The organism is Enterovibrio paralichthyis (genome assembly GCF_019209835.1).
In the GTDB taxonomy this organism is placed as follows: Bacteria; Pseudomonadota; Gammaproteobacteria; order Enterobacterales; family Vibrionaceae; genus Enterovibrio; species Enterovibrio paralichthyis.
Genome location: NZ_JAHUTS010000015.1, coordinates 47,370 through 71,510, shown reverse-complemented (window position 1 = coordinate 71,510; position 24,141 = coordinate 47,370). Strand labels below are relative to the sequence as shown.

20 protein-coding genes are annotated in these 24,141 nt (G+C 51.0%); 11 read left to right on the top strand and 9 right to left on the bottom strand.

Annotated elements, in window-relative coordinates; all coding sequences use genetic code 11:
* The first annotated feature begins 20 nt into the window (after positions 1–20).
* Genes potA through KU854_RS16660 form a run of 4 tightly spaced genes read left to right on the top strand, consistent with a single transcriptional unit; the run spans position 21 to position 4,279 of the window.
* Positions 21–1,154 carry a polyamine ABC transporter ATP-binding protein gene (potA, locus tag KU854_RS16675; RefSeq protein WP_218359562.1) on the top strand — a complete coding sequence of 378 codons (1,134 nt, stop codon included), beginning with the start codon at positions 21–23 and terminating at the stop codon, positions 1,152–1,154.
* Entirely contained in the window at positions 1,151–2,104 is a 954-nt protein-coding gene (locus KU854_RS16670) for an ABC transporter permease subunit (RefSeq protein WP_255555612.1), read from the top strand. The genes potA and KU854_RS16670 overlap by 4 nt, the downstream gene beginning before the upstream one ends.
* On the top strand, positions 2,101–2,943 hold the full coding sequence (locus KU854_RS16665) for an ABC transporter permease subunit (RefSeq protein ID WP_218359561.1): 843 nt from the start codon (positions 2,101–2,103) through the stop codon (positions 2,941–2,943). The genes KU854_RS16670 and KU854_RS16665 overlap by 4 nt, the downstream gene beginning before the upstream one ends.
* A gap of 10 nt (positions 2,944–2,953) precedes the next feature.
* A complete protein-coding gene (locus tag KU854_RS16660; protein ID WP_218359560.1) occupies positions 2,954–4,279 on the top strand; it encodes an NAD(P)/FAD-dependent oxidoreductase in 1,326 nt (441 codons plus the stop codon).
* A 36-nt stretch (positions 4,280–4,315) separates the two neighbouring features.
* On the opposite strand, the gene KU854_RS16655 is transcribed toward KU854_RS16660, so the two are convergent.
* On the bottom strand, positions 4,316–4,864 hold the full coding sequence (locus KU854_RS16655; protein WP_218359607.1) for a cupin domain-containing protein: 549 nt from the start codon (positions 4,862–4,864) through the stop codon (positions 4,316–4,318).
* Between the two features lie 326 nt (positions 4,865–5,190).
* Between KU854_RS16655 and KU854_RS16650 the strand changes: the two genes are divergently transcribed.
* Both KU854_RS16650 and KU854_RS16645 read left to right on the top strand, forming a co-directional pair.
* Positions 5,191–6,495 carry an NAD(P)/FAD-dependent oxidoreductase gene (locus KU854_RS16650; protein WP_218359559.1) on the top strand — a complete coding sequence of 435 codons (1,305 nt, stop codon included), beginning with the start codon at positions 5,191–5,193 and terminating at the stop codon, positions 6,493–6,495.
* 166 nt (positions 6,496–6,661) lie between these two features.
* Complete coding sequence (locus KU854_RS16645) at positions 6,662–7,882, top strand: bifunctional alpha/beta hydrolase/OsmC family protein (protein WP_218359558.1); 1,221 nt, start codon at positions 6,662–6,664, stop codon at positions 7,880–7,882.
* A gap of 69 nt (positions 7,883–7,951) precedes the next feature.
* On the opposite strand, the gene KU854_RS16640 is transcribed toward KU854_RS16645, so the two are convergent.
* Complete coding sequence (locus KU854_RS16640) at positions 7,952–9,448, bottom strand: aldehyde dehydrogenase (RefSeq protein WP_218359557.1); 1,497 nt, start codon at positions 9,446–9,448, stop codon at positions 7,952–7,954.
* Positions 9,449–9,649: 201 nt separating this feature from the next.
* Here KU854_RS16640 and aptA point away from each other — a divergent pair, with 201 nt between their 5' ends.
* Positions 9,650–10,987: an omega-aminotransferase AptA gene (gene aptA, locus KU854_RS16635; RefSeq protein WP_218359556.1), complete on the top strand. Its 1,338-nt coding sequence runs from the start codon at positions 9,650–9,652 to the stop codon at positions 10,985–10,987.
* Between the two features lie 73 nt (positions 10,988–11,060).
* On the opposite strand, the gene KU854_RS16630 is transcribed toward aptA, so the two are convergent.
* The 3 genes from KU854_RS16630 to KU854_RS16620 form a co-directional block, all read right to left on the bottom strand.
* Entirely contained in the window at positions 11,061–11,669 is a 609-nt protein-coding gene (locus tag KU854_RS16630) for an EAL and HDOD domain-containing protein (RefSeq protein ID WP_218359555.1), read from the bottom strand.
* Between the two features lie 165 nt (positions 11,670–11,834).
* A complete protein-coding gene (lpxH, locus tag KU854_RS16625; RefSeq protein WP_218359554.1) occupies positions 11,835–12,557 on the bottom strand; it encodes a UDP-2,3-diacylglucosamine diphosphatase in 723 nt (240 codons plus the stop codon).
* Between the two features lie 41 nt (positions 12,558–12,598).
* Positions 12,599–13,096, bottom strand: coding sequence for a peptidylprolyl isomerase (locus KU854_RS16620; RefSeq protein WP_054778809.1), 498 nt, complete (start codon positions 13,094–13,096; stop codon positions 12,599–12,601).
* Positions 13,097–13,290: 194 nt separating this feature from the next.
* Here KU854_RS16620 and cysS point away from each other — a divergent pair, with 194 nt between their 5' ends.
* The gene (gene cysS, locus KU854_RS16615; RefSeq protein ID WP_218359553.1) at positions 13,291–14,676 is read left to right on the top strand and encodes a cysteine--tRNA ligase; all 1,386 of its coding nucleotides are present in this window, start codon (positions 13,291–13,293) and stop codon (positions 14,674–14,676) included.
* 33 nt (positions 14,677–14,709) lie between these two features.
* Here the strand turns inward: cysS and KU854_RS16610 are convergent, their stop codons facing one another.
* On the bottom strand, positions 14,710–15,549 hold the full coding sequence (locus tag KU854_RS16610) for an ion transporter (RefSeq protein WP_218359552.1): 840 nt from the start codon (positions 15,547–15,549) through the stop codon (positions 14,710–14,712).
* Positions 15,550–15,669: 120 nt separating this feature from the next.
* A complete protein-coding gene (locus tag KU854_RS16605) occupies positions 15,670–16,521 on the bottom strand; it encodes a MurR/RpiR family transcriptional regulator (RefSeq protein WP_218359551.1) in 852 nt (283 codons plus the stop codon).
* A gap of 234 nt (positions 16,522–16,755) precedes the next feature.
* On the opposite strand from KU854_RS16605, the gene murQ reads away from it, so the two are divergent.
* Positions 16,756–17,658, top strand: a complete 903-nt coding sequence (gene murQ / locus KU854_RS16600; protein ID WP_218359550.1) for an N-acetylmuramic acid 6-phosphate etherase — start codon at positions 16,756–16,758, stop codon at positions 17,656–17,658.
* 31 nt (positions 17,659–17,689) lie between these two features.
* A complete protein-coding gene (gene murP, locus KU854_RS16595; RefSeq protein ID WP_218359549.1) occupies positions 17,690–19,135 on the top strand; it encodes a PTS N-acetylmuramic acid transporter subunit IIBC in 1,446 nt (481 codons plus the stop codon).
* Positions 19,136–19,216: 81 nt separating this feature from the next.
* Here murP and KU854_RS16590 read toward each other — a convergent pair whose 3' ends face one another.
* Positions 19,217–19,855, bottom strand: coding sequence for a YchE family NAAT transporter (locus tag KU854_RS16590; RefSeq protein WP_218359548.1), 639 nt, complete (start codon positions 19,853–19,855; stop codon positions 19,217–19,219).
* Positions 19,856–20,461: 606 nt separating this feature from the next.
* Between KU854_RS16590 and adhE the strand changes: the two genes are divergently transcribed.
* Positions 20,462–23,170 carry a bifunctional acetaldehyde-CoA/alcohol dehydrogenase gene (gene adhE, locus KU854_RS16585; RefSeq protein ID WP_218359547.1) on the top strand — a complete coding sequence of 903 codons (2,709 nt, stop codon included), beginning with the start codon at positions 20,462–20,464 and terminating at the stop codon, positions 23,168–23,170.
* Between the two features lie 173 nt (positions 23,171–23,343).
* On the opposite strand, the gene KU854_RS16580 is transcribed toward adhE, so the two are convergent.
* Complete coding sequence (locus KU854_RS16580; RefSeq protein ID WP_218359546.1) at positions 23,344–24,033, bottom strand: SDR family NAD(P)-dependent oxidoreductase; 690 nt, start codon at positions 24,031–24,033, stop codon at positions 23,344–23,346.
* Positions 24,034–24,141: the final 108 nt, after the last annotated feature.

Here is a 24,141-nt window from a genome sequence, read left to right as displayed (position 1 = left end):
GGAGTCACAGGGAGGATCAGATGGTTACCAGCAAACCCAATGGAAATGGCAACAGTGGGGTGAAAAAGCCCGACCTGTTGAAAATCGACCGCATCAGCAAACTGTTTGGTGATGTTCGCGCTGTCGATGATGTGTCCCTGACCATTGAAAAGGGCGAGATATTCTCCCTGCTTGGCGGTTCGGGCTCAGGTAAATCGACGCTTTTGCGCATTCTGGCAGGGTTTGAAAAACCTTCCAGCGGCAGGATTTACCTCGATGGTGAAGACATCACCGACATGGCGCCCTATGACAGGCCCATCAATATGATGTTCCAGTCCTACGCGCTATTCCCGCACATGACCGTTGAGCAGAATATAGCGTTTGGTTTGAAGCAGGACAGACTGAAAAAAGCCGAGATTCAGGATCGCGTCAAAGAGATGCTCAAGCTGGTACACATGGAGCAATACGCCAAGCGAAAGCCGCATCAGCTCTCCGGTGGTCAGCGTCAGCGTGTCGCCCTTGCACGTTCATTGGCAAAACGCCCCAAACTCCTGCTTCTTGATGAACCTATGGGCGCGCTGGACAAGAAACTGCGTAACCAGATGCAGCTGGAAGTGGTCGATATCCTTGAGCGCGTCGGCGTGACCTGTGTAATGGTCACCCACGATCAGGAAGAAGCCATGACCATGGCTGGGCGCATCGCCATTATGCATGAAGGCTGGATTGCCCAGATAGGCACCCCAACCGACATTTATGAAAGCCCGAACAGCCGGATGATTGCCGAATTTATCGGCTCGGTGAACCTGTTCGAAGGCGAAATTGTGGTGGATGAAACCGACCACTGTGTCATTGAATCGCGTGATACTGCGCAACAGATTTATGTCGGCCACGGTGTGGCGACCAATGTGGAAGACAGGAAAGTCTGGCTCGCATTGCGCCCGGAAAAAGCGATTATCAGCCGGGAAAAGCCGGAAGGGGAGTACAACTGGTCAAAAGGCTCGGTGTATGACATTGCCTACCTAGGCGGTACGTCCGTTTACTACGTGAAGCTGCCCAGCAATAAAGTCGTGATGTGCAGCATGGCAAATATTTCCCGCCGTCAGGATCGTCCAACCTGGGATGATGAAGTGTATATCAGCTGGGAGGCCACCGGTGGCGTGGTATTGCGCGTATGACAGCCGTATCCAACTCGCCGGTAAAAAGTGAACCGGCCAAAAAAACACCCCATAAAACGCGGATGTTATTTCCCAAAGGGCGGCACATTACTATGGGGATCCCGTATCTCTGGCTGCTGCTCTTTTTTGCTATCCCGTTTCTGATCGTTTTTAAAATCAGCTTCTCTATGGCTGCGCTGGCTATCCCACCTTATGAGGCCGTGGTGGCCTACGTGGATGAAGTCATAGAAATCACCCTGAATCTGGAAAACTACCTGCGGATTCTGGATGACAACCTGTATTACATGGCCTACCTCAGCTCGCTGAAGATAGCCTTCATTTCCACATTGGGTTGCCTGTTTCTGGGCTATCCCATGGCCTATGCCATTGCCCGTGCGCCTGCAAAAAACCAGACCGTGTTGCTGCTGCTGATCATGTTGCCGTCCTGGACGTCGTTCCTGATCCGTGTTTACGCCTGGATGGGGTTGCTCAGTAATACCGGGATTATTAACAACGCTTTGATGTGGCTTGGCGTGATCTCGGAGCCGATTCAAATCCTCAATACCAACATCGCGGTGTATATCGGCATTGTCTACACCTACCTGCCGTTTATGGTGCTGCCCCTTTACGCCAATCTGGTGAAACTCGACGGCAGCTTGCTGGAAGCAGCCGCGGATCTGGGCTCACGTAACTTCAACACCTTCTGGAAAGTCACACTGCCGCTGTCCAAAGGCGGGATTATTGCTGGTTCCATGTTGGTGTTTATCCCTGTGGTGGGCGAAGTGGTGATTCCTGAGCTGCTCGGCGGCCCGGAAACCCTGATGATAGGTAAGGTGCTGTGGCAAGAATTCTTCAACAACCGTGATTGGCCGGTAGCGTCAGCACTGGCGATTGTGATGCTGCTGTTGCTCATCATTCCAATCACCTTGTTCCACCATTATCAATCCAAGGATATGGAGGCTGACCGATGAAACGCTGGCAATTTTCGACGGTCATGCTTTGGGTAGGCTTGTTGTTCCTCTACCTGCCCATGCTGATCCTGATCATCTACTCGTTCAATGCGTCCAAACTGGTCACGGTGTGGGGTGGATTCTCACCCAAATGGTATGGCGAGCTGTTTAAGGATGAGCAAATCCTGGAAGCGGTCTGGACCAGTTTGCGTATCGCTTTTTTCAGTTCCACCATGGCCGTCATCATCGGCACACTCGCCGCATTTGTGATGACCCGTTTCCGCCGATCGTGGGGACGCCTGACACTGTCAAATATGATCACCGCGCCGCTGGTTATGCCAGACGTGATCATCGGTCTGTCCCTGTTGCTGCTGTTTGTGCAGATGGGAGAACTGTTCGGCTGGCCGGCAGAGCGGGGGATGACCACAGTGTGGATCGCCCACTCAACCTTCTGTGCCGCATACGTCGCTGTCGTGGTGTCATCGCGCCTGCGCGAACTGGATTTTTCCATTGAAGAAGCCGGAATGGATTTAGGCGCGACACCGTTTAAAGTGTTCTTTGTGATCACCGTGCCCATGATTGCGCCGGCGCTGGTGGCTGGCTGGTTACTCAGCTTCAGCCTGTCGCTGGATGATTTGGTGATTGCCAGCTTTGTCTCTGGCCCCGGCTCAACCACCTTACCGATGGTGGTCTTTTCATCGGTGCGTTTGGGGGTATCGCCAAAAATCAACGCGCTGGCGACCATTATCATCGTGGTTGTCTCTCTGTTTGCGTTCCTGTCGTGGTACATCGCACGACGCGCTGAGCAGAAATCACTGGATGAAATAAAACGCCTCAATCAAGAAATTGAACAACAGTAGGAATGCCATCATGCAGGAAGCAGGTACTATCCCAATGCAACAACGCACCCAAACGGCAAGTCAGGCTCATGCGCCTTCCTATTATGCCGCTTCGGCCAATCCGTCGCCGATGCGCGAGGTGTTGAAGGAAGACATCACGGCGGATGTTTGTATCGTGGGCGCCGGGTATACCGGCCTTTCGTCAGCGCTGCATTTGCTGGAAGCCGGATTCAACGTCGTCGTGTTGGAAGCGGCGAAGGTGGGTTGGGGCGCGTCAGGCCGCAATGGCGGCCAAATCGTCAACAGTTTCAGCCGCGATATTGATGTCATTGAGAAAACGGTCGGCAAGCAGAAAGTTGCCCTGTTTGGCGAGATGGCATTTGAAGGCGGCAAAATCATCCGTGAACGGGTGAAAAAATACGGCATTGAATGCGATCTAAAAGATGGCGGGATTTTCGCAGCCCTTAACAAAAAACAGATGCAGGAGCTTGAGCACCAAAAGGCACTGTGGGAGAAGTATGGCAACGAGCATCTCGAACTGCTGGATGCCAAGGACATCCAGAAGGCGGTGGCGACGGAGCGCTATGTCGGCGGGCTGTTGGATATGTCCGGTGGGCATATCCACCCACTGAACCTGGCATTGGGTGAAGCGGCGGTGGTCGAAAGCCTGGGTGGCAAAATCTATGAACAGTCTGCGGTGGTGAACATTGCGCGGGGAGAACCCGCCAAAGTGATCACTGAACAGGGATCTGTCACGGCAAACTTTGTGATTGTGGCGGGAAATGCTTATCTTGGTGGACTGGTACCGGAACTTCGCGCCAAGTCCATGCCCTGCGGCACACAGGTGATCACGACGGAGCCGTTGAGCGAAGAGTTAGCGGCCAGTTTGCTGCCACAGGACTACTGCGTTGAGGACTGTAACTACCTGCTGGATTATTACCGCCTCTCCGGTGACAAGCGGCTTATCTATGGCGGCGGTGTTGTCTATGGCGCCCGCGATCCGGCAGATATCGACGCGATAATTCGCCCGAAAATGCTGAAAACCTTCCCACAGCTGGCAAACGTGAAGATTGATTACCGCTGGACGGGCAATTTCCTGCTTACCCTGTCACGTCTGCCACAGGTTGGCCGTATCGGCAGCAATATCTATTACTCCCAGGGCTGCAGTGGTCACGGCGTGACTTATACGCATCTGGCGGGCAAGTTGATGTCGGAAGTGTTGAAGGGGCAAGCGGAGCGTTTTGATGCCTTTGCCAGCCTGCCGCATCTGCCATTTCCTGGTGGACACCTGATGAGTATTCCGTTTTCAGCGCTAGGCGCTTGGTATTACTCAGTGCGGGATAAATTCGGTATCTAGAAAGAAAAAACGCCCGGCGGTCATCCGGGCGTTTTTTTAGAAGTTGGCTGGCGTGGTTGCGCTGAACAGGCGGCAGGTGGTTTCAAACGGGTTGTTGAAACGGTGAGGCCGGTTGCTGTCGAAGTAGTAACTGTCACCGGTTTCCAGAACGAAGATGTCCTCACCGACAGTCAGTTCCAGTTTGCCTTCAATCACCAGTCCGGCTTCTTCGCCTTCATGCTGCAGCATTTCTTCACCGGAATGGGCACCTGGCGGGTAGGTTTCCGAAAGCACTGAAATTGCTCGGCTTGGAAACTCTTTACCAATCAGTTTCATTGAGACCTTGTCGTCGCCGATTTCCAGCAAATCCTGTTGGCGATAGACCACGGGAATAGTGTCATTCTGGCCAACATCAGCGGCAAAGAATTCAACCAGTGACATGGGAATACCGGAAAGGACTTTTTTCAGAGAGCTGACGGATGGGCTAACGCTGTTTTTCTCAATCATCGAGATCGTACTGTTTGTCACACCCGCACGTTTGGCGAGTTCTCGTTGTGATAAGCCACGATTTTTTCTGACCGCCTTGAGGTTTGCACCAATATCCAATGTCACGCTCTCCTTTTTTGAATGGCGTAAAACCACACTGTAATAGATTTTGAACAAGCAATCCTACTTTTACATGGCAAGTTATCAATGTTTTTGTGATGTCACCTTCACAATGTCAAAAATATTCATCACATGTCGATAGAATGATGCGACCTGTTCCCGCATGAGTAGTATGAAGTGAAGTGCGGCAGGATAGGGAGTCTGGCGGATTGTTCTGCGGCAGTAAAAACCACCGTGCATAGCTCTCGTTGTGTGTAATTTTCACTTCACTCAATTGTGAGGTTTGAAGTAATCTTTGTTAATTATATTTTACAAGGAAAGTAAAAATGGCTCACACCGCTTCGAACCTTCCCCATGCCAATTCTTACTACGCCGCAACGGCAAAATACCCGCATCGGTATCCGGCTCTGACGGAATCGATCACGGCGGATGTCTGCATTGTAGGGGGTGGATTCAGCGGCGTTAACAGTGCCATTGAGCTGGTGCTTCGGGGCTATTCGGTGGTGGTGCTGGAGGCAAACAAGATTGGCTGGGGTGCATCAGGCCGCAATGGCGGAGAGCTTATCCGTGGCATCGGTCATGGCATTGAGCAGTTTACCAACCAGATCGGTAAAGAAGGGGTAGCGGCTATCAGCCAAATGGGGGTTGAAGCGGTGCAGATCGTCAGGGATCGAGTTGCAACTTTTAAAATTGATTGCGATCTGGCAATGGGATATTGCGATCTTGCGTTAAAGCCAGCCCATATAAAAGAGATGCAGGAAGATTATGACGATCTGAAAGCGCAGGGGTATCCCCATGAACTTCGAATGATGAATAAAGACGAGCTGAGCGAGGTCATTGGCTCTGAGCGTTATCTCGGCGGTATGCTGGATATGGGCAGTGGGCATTTGCATCCACTGAATCTGGTAACCGGTGAAGCCTCGGCGGCGGCAAGCCTTGGGGTGAAGTTTTTCGAAGATAGCGCAGCGGTTGAAATCATCAAAGGTAAACAACCTGTGGTCAAAACAGCCACCGGACAGGTTAAGTGCGACTTTCTGCTGTTGGCGGGCAATGCCTATATCGGCCATAAACTGGAGCCTTACATCGGTGGCAAGGTTCTCCCAGCTGGAAGCTATGTGATAGCTACCGAGCCGCTTTCTGATGAGCAGGTCGCCAGCACAATCCCTAAAAATATGGCGTTTGCCGATCTCAGTATTGCGCTGGATTACTATCACCTTTCCGGCGATAACCGGCTCTTGTTCGGTGGGCTTTGTACCTACTCGGGGAAAGATCCGAAAGATATCACTGGCGCTTTGCTGCCAAACCTGGAGCGTGTATTCCCGCAACTGAAAGGCGTCGGCATTGATTTCGAATGGGGCGGTATGATTGGTATCGGCGCCAACCGTTTGCCACAAATCGGCCGGTTGCCGGATGCCCCCAATATCTTCTATGCGCAGGCTTACTCGGGTCATGGCGTAAACGCCACCCACATGGCAGGCAAGGTTATCGCCGAAGCCATTTCCGGCACCGCAGAGCGCTTCGATGTGTTTGCAAAGGTTAAGCACATGACCTTCCCCGGCGGACCAATGTTCCGCTCGCCTTTGTTAGCCGTCGGGATGGCATATCACCGCCTTAAGGAAGTGCTGCAATAACCGATCAGATTCACATCTGCAGTGATTAGGGCGCCTCACGCATCCGCGTGGGGCGTTTTGTTATTTTTTGTCCGTGAATACGGTCTATACCTGTCTGTGCCAGATATCGAAGGATGATTTGGCGATTAAGACCTATTCTGGTTGAAGAAAAGATAAGGAGTCAGGCATGGCGGCGAAAAGAAGCAAAGTCACCTTTGTAAGCAATGGGCATGAATTGGCAGGTATGCTGGAAACGCCTGAAAACAGCGCCCGGGGGTATGCCCTGTTTGCACACTGCTTTACCTGTGGCAAGGACGTGGCTGCTGCCTCGCGGATTTCCCGTGCCTTGGTGAACATCGGCTTCGCGGTTTTTCGCTTTGATTTTACCGGACTTGGCAACAGCGACGGTGATTTTGCCAATACCAATTTCTCTTCCAATGTTCAGGATCTGGTGGCTGCGGCGGATTTTTTGCGTGACAACTATGAAGCGCCATTGCTTTTGATTGGGCACAGTCTTGGCGGTAGGGCGGTGATTTCTGCAGCGCGCCAAATCCCGGAGGTTGCTGCGGTCGCGACTATTGGTGCGCCGGCTGATGCTGAACACGTATCGAAACAGTTTTCTGCCCATATTGAAACTATTGAAGCAGAGGGCGAGGCTGAACTGACGCTGGCAGGGCGTCCGTTTACCATCAAAAAGCAATTCCTGGACGATATCCGTGAAGAGAATGACGATATCGAAAACCTGCGCGTGCCGCTGTTGGTGATGCATTCGCCAATCGACAACATTGTGCTTATCAAAGAAGCAGAGAAAATCTATACACGCGCCAAGCACCCGAAAAGCTTTGTCACCCTGGATACGGCTGACCACCTTCTTACCAATAAAGACGATGCCCAGTATGTGGCAGAGATGATTGCGGCATGGTCACACCGCTACATTGACCGGGCTGCGCCAATCCGTGATGCGGAAGAGGGGGTTAAGCGTGGTGAAGTGCTGGTGCACGAGCATAACAAACAGTTCACCCGCACCATCCAGACTGACCATCACCAGTGGTTTGCTGATGAGCCGGTAGATTACAATGGTGACAATTTGGGGCCGGATCCCTATGAGCATGTTTTGGCCGGGTTGGGTGCCTGTACCTCCATGACTCTGCGGATGTATGCCAACCGGAAAAAGCTGCCGCTGGATGATGTGAAAGTGACGCTGCGTCACAGCCGCCATCACGGTGAGGATTGTGAGCATTGCGATGAAGACAATGCCAAGGTGGAGGTGATGTCTCGTGAAATCGAGCTATTTGGTGATTTAACCGACGATGAGCGTCAACGCCTGCTGGAAATCGCCGATAAGTGTCCGGTACACAAAACGCTGGAAGGGAAAATCGTGATCACCACAGCGCTGAAAGAAAAGTAATCGCATACCCAAACGAGAAGACCGGCAAATCTGCCGGTCTTGTCGTTTTCATCGAAGGGTTAGCTCAAGTTAGAGCGCAATCCAGGTGGCTTTGACTTCGGTATATTTCTCGAAAGCGTGGAGGGATTTGTCGCGGCCATTGCCGGATTGTTTGTAGCCGCCAAACGGTGCGGTCATGTCACCGCCGTCATAGTGGTTAATCCATACCATACCGGTGCGCAGTGCTTTCGCCGTTTTGTGCGCTTTACTGATGTTTGATGTCCACACGGCGGCTGCCAGGCCGTAGTCGGTGTCATTGGCAATAGCCACCGCTTCTTCAGCGCTGTTGAACGTGATCACTGACAATACCGGGCCGAATATCTCCTCTCGGGCAATCGGCATCTGGTTGTTCACATTATCGAACACCGTAGGCTCCACAAATAAACCGCCAGTTTCTGTCATCACACGCTTGCCACCACACACCATGGTTGCGCCGCCTTGTGCGCCTTTTTCAATATATGTCAGTACGGTGTCCAACTGTTGTTGGTCAACAACGGCACCGACCTGCGTGTCAGGATCCAGCGGGTGGCCGGGTTGCCAGTTTTGAAGCTGCAGGGCGACCTTCTCAACAAAGGCATCTTTGATAGAGGCTTCGACCAATAAGCGGGAGCCTGCGGTACACACTTCACCCTGGTTGAAGGCGATGGCTGAAGTGGCAGCTTCTGCGGCTGCGTCCAAATCCGGTGCATCGGCAAATACGATGTTCGGGCTCTTGCCACCGGCCTCTAGCCATACCCGCTTCATGTTGGACTCACCGGCGTAAATCATCAGTTGTTTGGCTATTTTGGTCGAACCGGTAAACACCAGCGTATCGACATCCATGTGCAGTGCCAGCGCTTTGCCGACGGTGTGTCCAAAGCCCGGCAGAACATTCAGTACACCTGCAGGCATACCCGCTTCCATCGCCAGTTGGCCTAGGCGGATTGCGGTAAGCGGTGATTTTTCTGAGGGTTTCAGGATCACTGAGTTACCGGCGGCGAGGGCAGGGCCCAGCTTCCAGCAAGCCATCAGCATCGGGAAGTTCCACGGCACGATAGCCGCCACAACGCCGACGGGTTCACGGGTGACCATACCAATCTCATTGTGCGGCGTGGGGGCGAGTTCATCGTAAATTTTATCGACCGCTTCGCCTGACCAGCGAATGGCGCGGGCGGCACCTGCTACATCGACGGCTTTGGAATAACGGATAGGCTTACCCATATCCAGCGTTTCCAGCAGCGCAAGCTCATCGCCGTTTTCTTCAATCAGTTCAGCAAAACGGATAACGACTTTCTTGCGCTCAGCCGGTGGCAGTTGCGCCCATGCGCCGGATTCAAACATCGCGCGGGCATTACTTACGGCTAGGTTGGCGTCGGCAAGATCGCAGCTGGCAACATTCGCCAAAACTCGCCCGTCAACCGGGCTGATACAGGCAAAGGTGTCGCCAGATTCGGCATCACGAAGCTCCCCTCCAATCAATGCCTGTCCTTTAATTTCGATCGATTGAGCGAGTGTTTCCCAGTCCTGACGTGACTTTTTCGCAGACATAGCAGCCCCTTTTTCCCTAATGTGTGCCGATATTGTGCTCACTGTGCACCATTTCAAAATATTTTACAAACAGTGCCATTTACTATTTAGATATTGAACAAATGGCGTTTACTGTTCGTTATATTTGACATAGTATTGCAAATATTGGCCGCTAGGCAACAAGTCATTAACAACAACGACAGCGCGTAAGGACACCCGACAATGGCAGTGAATAAACCACACAGTGAGGGAGCACGTCTGGACAATTTCTGGATGCCTTTCACCGCAAACCGGCAGTACAAATCCACACCCCGGCTGCTCACCAAGGCAGAAGGAATGTATTACACCGATGTTGAAGGAAATGCGGTACTGGATGCCACCGCCGGACTTTGGTGTTGTAACGCCGGACACAGCCGTACCCAGATTTCTGAAGCAGTCAGCCGACAAATCAAAGAGCTGGACTATGCGCCAACGTTCCAGATGGGGCACCCGCTACCGTTTGAGCTGGCTGAGCGCTTGGCAGAGTTGACGCCAGCGGATCTGAACCGCGTTTTCTTTACCAACTCAGGCTCGGAATCTGCCGATACTGCGCTGAAGATTGCGCTGGCTTACCAACGTGCACGCGGCCACGCTAACCGTACAATGCTGATTGGCCGTGAACAGGGATATCATGGCACCGGCTTTGGCGGCATTTCTGTCGGTGGCATGGTGAACAACCGCAAAGCTTACAGCAGCCAGTTGCTGCCGGGGGTCGACCATCTTCCCCACACGCTGGACATTGAGCGCAATGCATTCTCCCGCGGGCTGCCTGAGTACGGCATTGAACGCGCCGAAGTGCTGGAGCAATTGATCGCTCTGCATGGCGCGGAAAATATAGCCGCAGTGATTGTTGAGCCGATGTCGGGCTCCGGTGGTGTGATCCTGCCACCTGTGGGCTATTTAAAACGCCTGCGTGAAATCACGGCCAAACACGATATTTTGCTGATCTTCGATGAGGTGATCACCGGATTCGGCCGTGTAGGAGATGCATTTGCCGCACAGCGCTGGGAGGTCACGCCTGACATTATCACTACCGCTAAAGCGCTCACCAACGGCGCAATCCCTATGGGGGCGGTGATGGTAAGCGAGAAAATCTACGACGCCTGTATGAATGCGGCGCCGGAAGAAACCATTGAATTGTTCCATGGTTACACCTATTCCGGTCACCCGGTGGCCGCCGCCGCTGCCCTGGCTACCTTGGATATTTACCGCGATGAAAAGCTGTTTGAACATGCACGTGAAATAGAAACGGAGTGGGAAGATGCGGTGCATTCGTTGGCCAGCCTGCCTAACGTGATTGACGTGCGCAATACAGGTTTAATTGCCGGCATCCAGCTAGCACCCGCCAGTCAGGGAGCGGGCAAACGCGGTTATGATATCTTCACCCGCAGTTTCTATGACGGTGTTCTGGTGCGGGCATCTGGCGATATCATTGCCATGTCGCCGCCACTGATCCTGGAATCCAAGCACATCGACCAGGCAATCAGCACGCTGGAGAAAGCAATAAAGAACGCCATCTAAGTGGCGCAACATCAAGCCAACAAAAAGCGCGGGTAGTAAACTGCCCGCGCTTGTTGTTCTCAGCATTCAGCGGTTAAGCAACGTTAGGAACAAAAACCCGCTCGGGTTTGCTTAGTTGATAGCCTTGGAAGAAATCAAACCCCAAGGCTTTCGCAATGCGGTATTCCTCTTCCGTTTCGATTTTTTCCGCCAAAAGTTCAAAGTGGAATTTAGGGCGGAACTTGCCGACAAAGCGTGCAATTTGCTCGAGTGTCTGAGCACGGAAATCAATTTTGACAATGTCGACCAAATCAAGGAAAGGAAGCCATTCGCTGGTTGGGATAAAGTCATCCAGTGCAATTTTATAGCCCCGGGACTTGTGCAGTAACAGTGCTTGATAAAGTGCGGTATCTGCGCTGCAGTCTTCCAACACTTCAATAATCAGATCTTGTGCCGGGTATTGAAACGCAATACCGTCAATCAGGCTTTGGTGCGAAAAATTCACAAAACAGGGGAGCCCGCCGGAGATTTGCTCTGCGGAGTCCTGACGGTTGGTGTAAACATCATTCAGGACGCTTTGTGTCGCCCACTCAGAAGGGACACAGGGAAACACATCGCATTGCCCATCGCGAAACAGCAACTCATAAGCAATGATTTGCTGCTCTGCGTTGTAGATTGCTTGTCTTGCGATGTTGGAGCGCATGATGTCAACAGAGCCTTTTCAGAAGTGACGATATTAAGTGTATATTTTGTCTCAATAATGAGAGTGCCATTAAAGACTGATATTTCGCGCTATAAAATAACATCATTCTTCATACTTTTCTCATCTTACTGAGCTTTAGATGAATGAAGGCAGAGAGAAAGGTATTTAAAATTGTCGCGTTTGCAGTTGGCAGCCTTGTTCAGTGCAGACCAAGACAGAGCCCTGAGTGTACCAGTCACCCAAAACGATTCGTTGCGCGAGATCAGTGCCAAGCGAAATGTCGTGGATCGCAGGTCTGTGTGTATGCCCATGAACAAGTTGCGTAACATTGCATTCCTGCATCACACGTTTCACTTCATCCTGATCGACGTCCATGATTTCATACGACTTTTGCTGGTTGCTTTTGGCACTTCCAGCTCGCAGCTTTTCGCCAATACGGCGACGGACAGATAAAGGTAAGCGAAAAAATAACCACTGAATAAGCGGGTTGTGCACTTTTTTGCGGTAACGCTGGTAAGCCTGATCCTGAATGCAAAGCGTGTCGCCATGCATAATAAGGGTCGGTTTGCCGAACAGATCGATGACAGAGTGCTGCGGCAAAATAGTCATGCCGGATGCATCGGCAAACTTTTTACCCACCAAAAAATCCCGGTTGCCGTGAATAAAGTAAAGGGCAACACCAGTATCGCTCAGGGTTTTAAAGGCGTTTGAAACGGTAGTGTGCAGCGGGGTGGTGTCATCATCGCCGATCCAGGATTCAAAAAGATCCCCCAAAACATACAGTGCGCTTGCTTTGGTCGCATCCTCTTTAAGGAAACGAAGAAAACAGGCAGTAATTTCAGGATGGGAAGGGCTGAGGTGGAGATCTGAAATAAATAATACTGTCATAGAAAAGAGGGCAACCGCTGATGCAGTTGCCCCTCAGTGTCTTACTCTTCGATAGTTACGCTGTTGATGATCACTTCTTCAACAGGAACGTCTTGGTGAACGTAACCCCAGTTACCGGTCGCTACGTCTTTGATCTTGTTAACCACGTCCATGCCTTCAACGACTTCGCCGAACACACAGTAGCCCCAACCGCTTGGTGTTTCTGATTTGAAGTCCAGGAAAGTGTTGTTGTTCACGTTGATGAAGAATTGTGAACTTGCTGAGTGAGGCTCATTGGTACGTGCCATCGCAATGGTACCTATTTTGTTGCTCAGGCCATTGTTTGCTTCGTTTTTGATTGGCGCACGGGTGTCTTTTTCCTGCATGCCAGAAGCCATGCCGCCGCCTTGGATCATGAAACCGTCGATGACACGGTGGAACAGGGTGCCGTTGTAGAAACCGTCGCGGCAGTATTGCAGGAAGTTTTCTGCAGTTACCGGCGCTTTTTCAGTGTTAAGTTGGATTTTGATGTCACCAAAATTGGTATGAAGCGTAACCATGATGTGTTCCTAATAAGGCTGTTTGTCTTTAAACGAAAGATTCTATACCCAAACTACCAGAAAATTAAAGCAATGCCGAAAAGCTGTGCGAATCGTGCAAGCTGCTTTGTATAACCTTGCCTTACTTCGGCGGAAAAGGTGTAATATAGCGTCCTTATATTTAGTTAATAATAGTAATGGGTAACCCGACTACCATGTTGAAGATTTATAACTCCCTCACCAAGCAAAAAGAAGAATTCAAACCTATTCATCCTGGCAAGGTTGGCATGTATGTGTGTGGGGTTACCATTTACGATTTGTGTCACATCGGCCACGGCCGTACCTTCGTTTCATTCGATGTGGTTTCGCGCTACCTGCGTTTTCTAGGTTACGACCTAACGTTCGTACGTAACATCACCGACATCGATGACAAGATCATCAAACGTGCAGCAGAAAACGGCGAAAGCTGTGATTCACTGACTGAGCGCCTGATCGGCGAGATGTATGCAGACTTCGACGCGCTGAACATGAAGCGTCCGGACGTTGAGCCACGTGCGACGCAGTTTATTGCAGAAATCATCGCGCTGGTGGAACGCCTGATTGAACGCGGTTTCGCTTACGTAGCTTCTAACGGCGACGTTCTGTTTGAAGTGGCGAGGTTCAGCGAATACGGCAAACTGTCGCGTCAAGATCTGGATCAACTGCAGGCCGGTGCCCGTGTTGATATCGAAGAAGCGAAGAAAAGCCCACTGGACTTCGTGCTGTGGAAAATGTCCAAACCGGGTGAGCCAACGTGGGAATCACCATGGGGCCCAGGCCGTCCTGGCTGGCACATTGAATGTTCTGCAATGAACTCAGCAATTCTGGGTAACCACTTTGATATTCACGGTGGCGGTTCAGACCTGACGTTCCCGCACCATGAAAACGAAATCGCACAATCTTGCTGCGCACACGACACCCAGTACGTAAACACCTGGATGCACAGCGGCATGGTAATGGTTGACCGCGAGAAGATGTCCAAGTCACTGGGTAACTTCTTTACCATCCGTGACGTACTTGCTCACTACGATGCAGAAACCGTGCGTTACTTCCTGATGTCCGGTCACTACCGCAGCCAGCTGAACTACAGCGAAGAAAACCTGAAACAGGCACGCGCGTCTATGGAGCGTCTGTACACGTCGCTGCGTGGTCTTGATACCTCTGTAGCCGCAGAGGGCGGTGAAGAGTTTGTTGAGCGCTTTAAAGTGGCGATGGATGACGATTTCAACACCCCAGAAGCTTACTCTGTACTGTTTGATATGGCGCGCGAGATCAACCGCCTGAAAGCGGAAGACGTAGAAGCTGCGTCTAAGCTGGGTGCCCGTATGCGTGAACTGGCTGAAGTGCTGGGTCTGCTGGAGCAAGATCCTGAATCCTTCCTGCAAGGCAACTCGGAAGGCGGCGATGACGAAGTGGCGCAAATCGAAGCCCTGATCAAAGCACGTAACGATGCCCGTGCAAGCAAAGACTGGGCAGCCGCTGACGCCGCGCGTGATGCACTGACCGCGATGGGTATTGTGCTGGAAGATGGTGCTCAGGGTACAACCTGGCGTCGCAAGTAAGCCAAACCAGATTTGAACCTTGAAAAGCGAAGCTCAGGCTTCGCTTTTTTTATGGGTGGAATCGGCCGAGAGATCACTGCCGCAGTGTTTGCAAAAACTGGCGTCATTGTCGTGTCCTGAGCGCGAGCAGTTCGGGCAGCGGATAAGCTGGCGCTGGCGTTTCAGATCCTGCCCCATCTGTGCGGTAATAATCCCTGTTGGCACAGCGATGATGGAATAACCCATCAGCATGGTGATTGCTGCCAGTGATTTACCGATACTGGTTTGCGGCACGATATCGCCATAACCCACCGTTGTCATGGTCACAATCGCCCAGTAAATCGAATAGGGGATGCTGGTAAAACCGTGCTCCGGCCCTTCAATCACAAACATCAGCGAACCGAACACGGTCACCAGCACCATCACTGAAAAGAAGAAAATAAAAATCTTGCGGCTCGACATCCGGAGCGAAGAGAGCAGTGCATCGGACTCCTGCAGGTAGCGCATTAACTTGAGGATCCGGAAAATCCGAAGTACCCGCAGCAAACGGATCACCATCAGGTAGTTTGCACCAGGCAGGAATACCGCAATGTAGGTGGGCAGGATGGCGAGCAGATCAATGATGCCGTAAAAGCTTCTCACATAGGCTTTAGGAGCAGGGGAGCAATAGAGCCGTAGGGCATACTCAATGGTAAAGAAAATGGTAAATCCCCACTCAAGGGCATAAAACAGATGCCCATGCTTCGCCTGCATGTCACTGACAGATTCCAGCATCAGCACCAGAATAGACGCAAGGATGATGACGATGAGCGCCACATCAAACGCTTTCCCGTGTTGGGTTTCTGTACCGAAAATGGTGGTGTAGAGATAATCCTGAACAGCATTCCTGCTCATGTCATGTCCGCTAAAACTCTATGAGATATGAAAAGTTTAGCAGCCTGAGCCCGCTTTATTGGTCAAGTGGCAGACGGGCACAGGGATTTTGTTGGGCAATGCTAATCAACGGGATCGGCATCACTTCAGGATTTGGCGAATATCGGAAGAGATATCGTCAATCAGTTGTCTCGCAGAGGCCTCTCGCAGCTGTACCAAAGAGAGAAAAATCAGATCGGTCAGCACGTTTTGCGCGGTGCGTGAGGCAATGGCCGAAGTGCGATACTGGTTTTCATCAGCAATGGTATCGAGCGAAATATCCGCCAATTCGCGGAGTTTGTTTTTTCTCGGCGCAGTGAGGGCAATCAAGGTTGCACCCTGCTGTTTGGCGGCTTCCGCTGCCACCAGAATCTCTTTCCGTTCGCCGGAAAACGAAATGGCGATCTGTACATCTCCGGCGCTTAAAATCCGCGCCGTTGCGATTTGTACGTGGCTGTCCTGCTCGGTGAGCGTTGTGATGCCAAGCTTCAGTAATTTGAAGGCGAGATCTTTGGCGGTGAGGGCGGAACCGCCGATACCCGTGATTTGAACCCGCTTGGCCTGATCCAGCCACTCAATAACTTTTGAAAACTCATCCAGACGCAATGCATTGGTGGTGTGGAACATTGCGTCAGTTTTGGCCTGTACCAGTTTTTGCGCCGTCACCGCCAGCGGATCATCCGCCAGAATGTTGCTGTGCAAGGGCTGGCTTTCCAGCGCCGTTTTCCTTCCCAGCTCCTCAGTGAGTGCCAGTTTAAATTCGCTGTAACCTTTAAATCCCAGGCGCTGGGTAAATTTAACAATGCTGGATTGGCTGACCCCTGCATTGGCAGCCAAAACCTGGCTGGTCAGTGTCGTGCTGAGGGCTGGGTTAGCAAGCACCCAGTCTCCAATCTGGCGCCCGGCATCAGACAATTGGGTACGGCGGCTGACAATTCGTTGAAGGACAGACATTCTTTTCCTGATTTCTTGAATAAATTATTCCAAATGGAAAATTGCCATGAATACTGTGTGGTTTATTTTTATCAACACGTTATGGCCGATTCTTCATTTCTGATACTGCAATTAGACACCATTATTCCAGCGTATCACGCCAATAAGAATAACTTCAGCTGTGATTTTTATCACTAAATGGGAATATTTTATTCCGTACGATTGCCCGCAATTCTCCTGACGAAGAGACAGAAAATGAAGATTGATTTAACCCAACTGGTCACTGAAAGCCGTAATCCTGCCAGCGCACAAATAGATACCCTGACAACCCAGGAAATGCTGCAGGTGATTAACCAACAGGACCAACTGGTAGCCCTGGCGGTAGAAAAGACGCTGCCGCAGATCGCGCAAGCAGTGGACGCCGTCGCTGCGGCGTTCGCGCAAGGTGGACGCCTGATTTATATGGGCGCCGGTACGTCTGGCCGTTTGGGTATTTTGGATGCCAGTGAATGTCCGCCGACCTACGGCAGCGATCCCAATATGGTGATAGGTCTGATTGCCGGTGGTCACAAAGCCATCCTCAAGGCGGTGGAAAATGCCGAAGACAACCGCGAGCTGGGTAAAGCGGATTTGGTGGGTCTGAACCTTTCAGCCTGCGATGTGGTAGTGGGTATCGCTGCCAGCGGCCGCACACCGTATGTCATTGCCGGGATGGAGTACGCACAGTCAGTCGGTGCAAAAGTCGTCTCTCTTGCTTGTAACCCTGGCTGTCCGATGGAAGCGCATGCAGACATCGTAATCACACCGGTTGTTGGCCCAGAAGTCGTCACGGGTTCATCGCGTATGAAAGCCGGTACGGCGCAGAAGCTGGTGCTCAATATGCTTACCACGGGCGCAATGATCAAAAGCGGCAAGGTCTTCGGCAACCTGATGGTGGATGTCGAGGCGACCAACGCCAAGCTTATCCAGCGCCAAACCAATATCGTTGTAGAGGCTACCGGTGTGTCTGCCGAAGAAGCGGAACAAGCCCTGTCTGCCTGCAACCGTCACTGCAAAACCGCAATCCTCATGCTTCTTGGTGGCTTTGATGCTGAAGAAGCAAAACTAAAACTGGCTCAACACCAAGGCTTTATCCGCGCGGCACTCAATGACCGTTGATAGGTGCGGGTAATTGTAAGGAGTTCCTTGTATGGCAAAAATAACCAAACCCATGATAGCGGAAGTGCTGTCACTGGTTGGTGGCAGTGGCAACGTCACCAAATGCGGAAACTGTATGACCCGGCTGCGTTTGTCGCTGGCAAATCCTGACTTGGCCGATCACACGGCGATCAAGAAAATCGCCGGTGTGATGGGCGTCATTGAAAGTGATTCACAGCTACAAATCATTTTAGGGCCAGGGAAAGCACAATCTGCTGCCGAGATGATGAATGCAATGATTGAATCCGGCGAAGTGGTAGAAGCGACGGCGGTGAATAACGATCTGTCTGCGATTGCTGCCGAGCAGAAAAAGCAGATGAAAAGCAAACAGACCAGCGCGGTGCAACGTTTTCTAAGCAAATTTGCCACCATTTTTACCCCGCTGATCCCAGGTTTTATCGCTGCCGGTTTGCTATTGGGTATCGCCACTCTTCTGGAACAGGTCTTTATTGTTGGCCAAACACCCAGCGAGTTCATGGTCGATTTGGTTGCTTACCTGAAAGTGTTCGGTAAGGGCTTGTTTGCCTTCCTCAGCATCCTGATTGGCTACAACGCCCAGCAGGCGTTTGGCGGTTCTGGTGTTAACGGTGCCATTCTGGCGTCGCTCTTTGTCTTGGGCTATGACCCGGAAGCAACCCGGGGCTTTTATTCCGGGATGAGTGAGTTTTTCGGCTTCGCGATCGACCCACGCGGTAACATCATCGGTGTGTTGCTGGCAGCAATACTGGGGGCACAGGTGGAGCGCAAGGTGCGCGAATACATGCCTGACGACCTCGACATGATACTCACGTCGGTGGTGACCTTGCTCATTATGGGCGCGGTAACCTTCCTGGTGATCATGCCTATCGGCGGTGAGCTGTTTAAAGGTATGTCCTGGCTGTTCCTGAACCTGAACGACAACCCGTTGGGCGCGGCAATTCTGGCAGGCCTGTTCCTGATTTCGGTGGTGTTCGGTATTCACCAGGGGTTTGTCCCTGTGTATCTGGCGCTGATGGAAGCGCAGGGCTTTAACTCCCTGTTCCCAATTCTGGCGATGGCGGGTGCCGGTCAGGTCGGTGCCTCTCTGGCGCTGTATGCCAAAGCGAAGAAAGATGCGGTGATCCGTACTCAAATCAAAGGTGCCATCATTCCGGGTATTCTTGGGATTGGTGAGCCATTGATTTACGGTGTGACCTTGCCGCGCGTGAAGCCCTTTATTACAGCGTGTATCGGCGGGGCGGGCGGTGGCTTCTTTATCGGTCTTATTTCGACCCTGGGCTTGCCAGTGGGTTTGAACACCGTATTCGGCCCTTCCGGCATAGTGGCTATCCCGCTGATGACGTCACCGGATGGGATATTCGCGGGGATGGCAGTGTTCACAGGTGGTTTGTTGGTGGCCTATACCGTGGGCTTCCTGGTGACATATTTCTTTGGTACCAAAAACATCGACCTTAGCTGATAAACAAACCCCAATAAAAAACGCGCCGGACAGTGCCCGGCGCGTTTTTTTGTTCTCGGTATCCCAACCAAACCTTGCGGTTTAACTCAGGCCTGGGAACAGTGCACGTAAACCATTGGTGATAAATTCAATACCCAACGCCGCCAGGATAAGACCCATGATACGTGTGATCACGTTGATACCGGTCTGGCCGAGGAATTTCACGATGGTTGGAGCCAGACGCAGCAAGCCCCAGATACCTGCAGCAAACAGACAGATACACACAATCAAACCGACGGTGTCTACTGAGCTTGGATAACGGCTGGCGTATACAATTGTCGAACTGATCGCACCCGGGCCTGCCAGCAAAGGCATCGCCAAAGGCACAACGCCGATTTGCTCACGGCTGACTGATTCCGACTGCTCCTGTTTGTTCTGCTTATCCTCACCCAGCTTACCGCTCATCATGGTAAAGGCGATGCTTACCAGCAGCAGGCCGCCCGCGACGCGGAATGAGTCCAGAGAGATGCTAAAAAAGTCCAACAGTAACTGACCGGCAAGCAGAGACACCACTAGAATGGCAGCAACAGCAATACTCGCGATGTAGGCGGTTTTATTGCGTTCTACCGGTGCCTGATGTGCAGTCAGCGAAACAAAGATTGGCATGATGCCCAGCGGGTTCACCGCAGCAAACAAACCGATGAAAAACTGAAAAAATATTACAAGCTCGATGCTGTTCATTCCCAAACACTCGAAATCTGAGAAACGGAAGGATTAGACGCAGATCGCACAAAGTGCATTCGCGGGCGCTAGTATAGCGCCGAAAGAGTAAATGCCAATCACAAGCAGCGGGATAGGTGTGAATATTTTTTGGCATATCTTTTTTAGGGTTTTCAAGGCGAAAAAGACCAATAAGTGTACTAAATATAATCCGTTGCATTTGTGTGGAAAATTACCTGTACAAAAATTACAACAACCATATGCGTGATAGTGATCACATAAAGAAATCTTGCCGCGACATTGAAAACAAAAGGGGTTATACAAGTGTATGAGACACAATGCGCATGTGTTACATTCACGTGGTTTTTTTGGGGTTTTTGGCTTTCAGGACGTCGATTACAGGGTGTTTTGCTTAAAAATTGACCGTGTGGTGAAATTCTTTGTGAAAGTTTACTACACATGATCCGGATCAATTTTCTGCTTTTATGAAATCCTATAATCAGTTTTGAAAGTTATTTACTAAATGCTTGCCAAGGCACACAGGGGAGTTGTGTTGCTTAGGCCTCTAACCAAATGAGCATGTAGTTACTAAATAATTTTCAAACTTTAGGTATGTAGGAGACAACTATGCCTGTAACTAACGTAGCCGAACTCAACGCAATGGTTGAGCGTGTTAAGAAAGCGCAAAAAGAGTTCGCAACTTACTCTCAAGAGCAAGTTGACAAAATCTTCCGCGCTGCGTCTTTGGCTGCTAACAACGCCCGTATTCCTCTGGCACAACAAGCTGTCGAAGAATCTGGCATGGGTATTGTCGAAGACAAGGTCATCAAAAACCACTTCGCTTCTGAATTTATCTACAACAAATACAAAGACGAAAAAACCTGCGGCATTCTGGAAGAAAACGAAGAATTCGGTACTTTCACTATCGCTGAGCCTGTAGGTATCATCTGTGGTATCGTTCCAACCACCAACCCAACCTCAACCGCGATCTTCAAATCTCTGATTTCTCTGAAGACCCGTAACGGTATTATCTTCTCGCCACACCCACGTGCGAAAAACTCTACTAACGATGCAGCAAAACTGGTTCTTGACGCAGCAGTAGCAGCGGGCGCACCAAAAGACATCATCGGTTGGATCGACCAGCCTTCAGTAGAACTGTCTAACGCACTGATGAAGCACGACGACATCAACCTGATCCTGGCAACAGGTGGCCCAGGCATGGTTAAAGCGGCTTACTCTTCTGGTAAACCAGCTATCGGTGTTGGTGCGGGTAACGTTCCAGTTGTTATCGATGAAACTGCTGACATCAAACGTGCAGTAGCTTCTATCCTGATGTCTAAGACTTTCGATAACGGTGTAGTGTGTGCGTCTGAGCAGGCTGCAATCGTTGTTGACGCAGTATATGACGAAGTGAAAGAGCGCTTTGCTTCTCACAAAGGTTTCGTACTGAGCAAAGAAGAAGCGGACAAAGTACGTAAAGTGCTGCTGATTGATGGCGCGCTGAACGCAAACATCGTAGGTCAGCCTGCAGTGAAAATTGCAGAAATGGCGGGTGTAACTGTTCCTGCTGACACTAAAGTACTGATCGGTGAAGGCCTGGGCAAAGTTTCTTACGACGACGCATTCGCACACGAGAAACTGTCTCCAACACTGGGTCTGTTCCGCGCAACTGACTTCGAAGACGCAGTAGCTCAAGCGGTAACTATGGTTGAAATCGGTGGTATCGGCCACACCTCTGGTCTGTACACCAACCAGGACGTAAACCAAGACCGTATCAAATACTTCGGCGACAAGCTGAAAACCGCACGTATTCTTGTGAACATCCCAACCACTCACGGTGGTATCGGTGACCTGTACAACTTCAACGTTGCACCATCACTGACTCTGGGTTGTGGTTCTTGGGGCGGTAACTCTATCTCTGAGAACGTGGGTCCTAAGCACCTTATCAACAAGAAAACTGTAGCGAAGCGAGCTGAAAACATGCTGTGGCACAAACTACCGAAATCTATCTACTTCCGTCGTGGCAGCCTGCCAATCGCTCTGGGTGATCTGGAAGGCAAGAAGCGTGCATTCGTGGTAACTGACCGCTTCCTGTTCAACAACGGTTACTCTGATGAAGTGGTTGCCCTGCTGAAAGCGCAAGGCATGGAAGTTCAGACTTTCTTCGAAGTTGAAGCTGACCCAACGCTGACTGTTGTTGAGAAAGGCGCAGAAGCAATGAAGAGCTTCCAGCCAGACGTAATCATTGCCCTGGGCGGTGGTTCACCAATGGATGCAGCGAAAATCATGTGGGTAATGTACGAGCACCCAGAAACGCACTTCGAAGAACTGGCAATGCGCTTTATGGACATCCGTAAACGTATTTACAAGTTCCCTAAAATGGGTAAGAAAGCGGAACTGGTTTGTATCACTACCACTTCAGGTACGGGTTCAGAAGTCACACCTTTCGCGGTTGTAACTGACGACAAGACTGGTGCGAAATACCCACTGGCTGACTACGAACTGACACCACAAATGGCAATCGTAGATGCGAACCTGGTGATGAACATGCCTAAGTCGCTGACCGCATTCGGTGGTTACGATGCAGTGACTCACGCTCTGGAAGCATACGTATCTGTTCTGGCGAACGAATACTCTGACGGTCAGGCTCTGCAAGCACTGAAGATGCTGAAAGAATACCTGCCATCAAGCTACGCGAATGGCGCGAAAGACCCAATCGCTCGTGAGAAAGTGCACAACGCAGCAACTATCGCTGGTATCGCGTTTGCGAACGCCTTCCTGGGTGTATGTCACTCAATGGCGCACAAAATCGGTGCTGAGTTCCACCTGCCACACGGCCTGGCAAACGCACTGCTGATTTCTAACGTTGTTCGTTACAACGCAAACGACAACCCAACCAAGCAAACTGCGTTCTCTCAGTACGACCGCCCACAAGCACGTCGTCGTTACGCAGAAGTGGCTGACCACCTGGGTCTGAGCCAAGCTGGCGACCGCACTGCTCAGAAAATTGAGCGTCTGCTGGCATGGCTGGACGAGCTGAAAACTGACCTGGACATCCCAATGTCTATTCAGGAAGCAGGCGTGAAGGAAGCAGACTTCCTGGCGAAAGTGGACGAGCTGGCTGTTGAAGCGTTCGATGACCAATGTACTGGTGCGAACCCACGCTACCCACTGATTGCAGAACTGAAAGAAGTCCTGCTGGCGGCTTACTACGGTAAAGCGTTTGTAGAAGGTGAAACTTTCGAAGGCACTACCGTTATCAAGAAAAGCGAAGACCGCACTGCAGCCGCCGCTAAACCAGCAGCGAAAGCAAAAAAAGAAGCAGCTAAAGCATAATTGCTGATTCAAATCCAAAGAGAAAGCCCGCGTTAGCGGGCTTTTTTTTGGCAGTGGCATTACCCAATTGAGGAAAACTGTCCCTAATGATGAGTGGTAATACTCATCACCGGAAAACAGAGAACTTCAAATTAAATGGGCTAGAAGCGGCTACGGCAAATTTCACCGGCCGTTCAACTTGCAGCTTCTAAGATACGGCCAGTGAAACTGTCGTTTTCAACGATGTAAGCGGCACCATCAATCATGTCGTAGTTTACCGCGGGGTGGTAACGCACGTTACCGTCTTCAGAATGTCGCATACGCGGCAATACACCACCTACGCGAATGTTTGCGTGCTCCAGTTCTTGCGCCCAGCTTTGGGTGAGCCCCTTAATTACCGCGTTCGAACTATCAAGCGCCTGATTAACGCCTTGATCAGACATTACGCCGGGAATGTTTACAATCACCCCTTTACGGCCCTTGTCCAGCATATTGAAGGCAGCGCCCCGCCCAAACAGGTAAAGGTTTGATGCCACATCAGCAATAGTGTCTGCAATGCTGTCGTTTGCTGGGTGTTTGTGCGTCAACAATCCTGGAACAGAGCTGCCAGCTTGCCAATAATTAATCAGCACATCCACAGCACCCATTTCACGGTTAATCTCTTCAAACAGATAAGCAATGTTATCCACACTGCGATTGGCAAGGAAAAACGAAAAACAGATCCCACCCGCCTTCAGGCACGCTTCATAAGTTGCCTGAAGTTTCTGGCAATCTGTATCAACCAACGCCACGCGAGCGTTGAGTTTGCAGAAGTGTTCAGCCATAGCTCGCCCCGTTGGGGTTCCTGCTGCAGTGATCACAATGACAGATTTGGCGATATTCATTGTTTGACCTTTGTTGTCTGTTTACCACTTTTGAGATTGTTATACGGCTTAACTAACAACTTATACCCAGCTTTTTCAAGGGCGGATAACAATCTTGGACCATGATCT

Excerpts from the sequence above, each read along its gene's own strand:
- KU854_RS16670 (WP_255555612.1), top strand. The coding sequence starts at position 1,151 with ATGACAGCCGTATCCAACTCGCCGGTAAAAAGTGAACCGGCCAAAAAA.
- adhE (WP_218359547.1), top strand. The coding sequence starts at position 20,462 with ATGCCTGTAACTAACGTAGCCGAACTCAACGCAATGGTTGAGCGTGTT.
- aptA (WP_218359556.1), top strand. The coding sequence starts at position 9,650 with ATGGCAGTGAATAAACCACACAGTGAGGGAGCACGTCTGGACAATTTC.
- murP (WP_218359549.1), top strand. The coding sequence starts at position 17,690 with ATGGCAAAAATAACCAAACCCATGATAGCGGAAGTGCTGTCACTGGTT.
- lpxH (WP_218359554.1), bottom strand. The coding sequence starts at position 12,557 with ATGACAGTATTATTTATTTCAGATCTCCACCTCAGCCCTTCCCATCCT.
- KU854_RS16620 (WP_054778809.1), bottom strand. The coding sequence starts at position 13,096 with ATGGTTACGCTTCATACCAATTTTGGTGACATCAAAATCCAACTTAAC.
- KU854_RS16580 (WP_218359546.1), bottom strand. The coding sequence starts at position 24,033 with ATGAATATCGCCAAATCTGTCATTGTGATCACTGCAGCAGGAACCCCA.
- KU854_RS16645 (WP_218359558.1), top strand. The coding sequence starts at position 6,662 with ATGGCGGCGAAAAGAAGCAAAGTCACCTTTGTAAGCAATGGGCATGAA.
- KU854_RS16660 (WP_218359560.1), top strand. The coding sequence starts at position 2,954 with ATGCAGGAAGCAGGTACTATCCCAATGCAACAACGCACCCAAACGGCA.
- KU854_RS16590 (WP_218359548.1), bottom strand. The coding sequence starts at position 19,855 with ATGAACAGCATCGAGCTTGTAATATTTTTTCAGTTTTTCATCGGTTTG.
- cysS (WP_218359553.1), top strand. The coding sequence starts at position 13,291 with ATGTTGAAGATTTATAACTCCCTCACCAAGCAAAAAGAAGAATTCAAA.
- KU854_RS16630 (WP_218359555.1), bottom strand. The coding sequence starts at position 11,669 with ATGCGCTCCAACATCGCAAGACAAGCAATCTACAACGCAGAGCAGCAA.
- KU854_RS16665 (WP_218359561.1), top strand. The coding sequence starts at position 2,101 with ATGAAACGCTGGCAATTTTCGACGGTCATGCTTTGGGTAGGCTTGTTG.
- KU854_RS16605 (WP_218359551.1), bottom strand. The coding sequence starts at position 16,521 with ATGTCTGTCCTTCAACGAATTGTCAGCCGCCGTACCCAATTGTCTGAT.
- KU854_RS16610 (WP_218359552.1), bottom strand. The coding sequence starts at position 15,549 with ATGAGCAGGAATGCTGTTCAGGATTATCTCTACACCACCATTTTCGGT.
- potA (WP_218359562.1), top strand. The coding sequence starts at position 21 with ATGGTTACCAGCAAACCCAATGGAAATGGCAACAGTGGGGTGAAAAAG.
- murQ (WP_218359550.1), top strand. The coding sequence starts at position 16,756 with ATGAAGATTGATTTAACCCAACTGGTCACTGAAAGCCGTAATCCTGCC.
- KU854_RS16640 (WP_218359557.1), bottom strand. The coding sequence starts at position 9,448 with ATGTCTGCGAAAAAGTCACGTCAGGACTGGGAAACACTCGCTCAATCG.
- KU854_RS16650 (WP_218359559.1), top strand. The coding sequence starts at position 5,191 with ATGGCTCACACCGCTTCGAACCTTCCCCATGCCAATTCTTACTACGCC.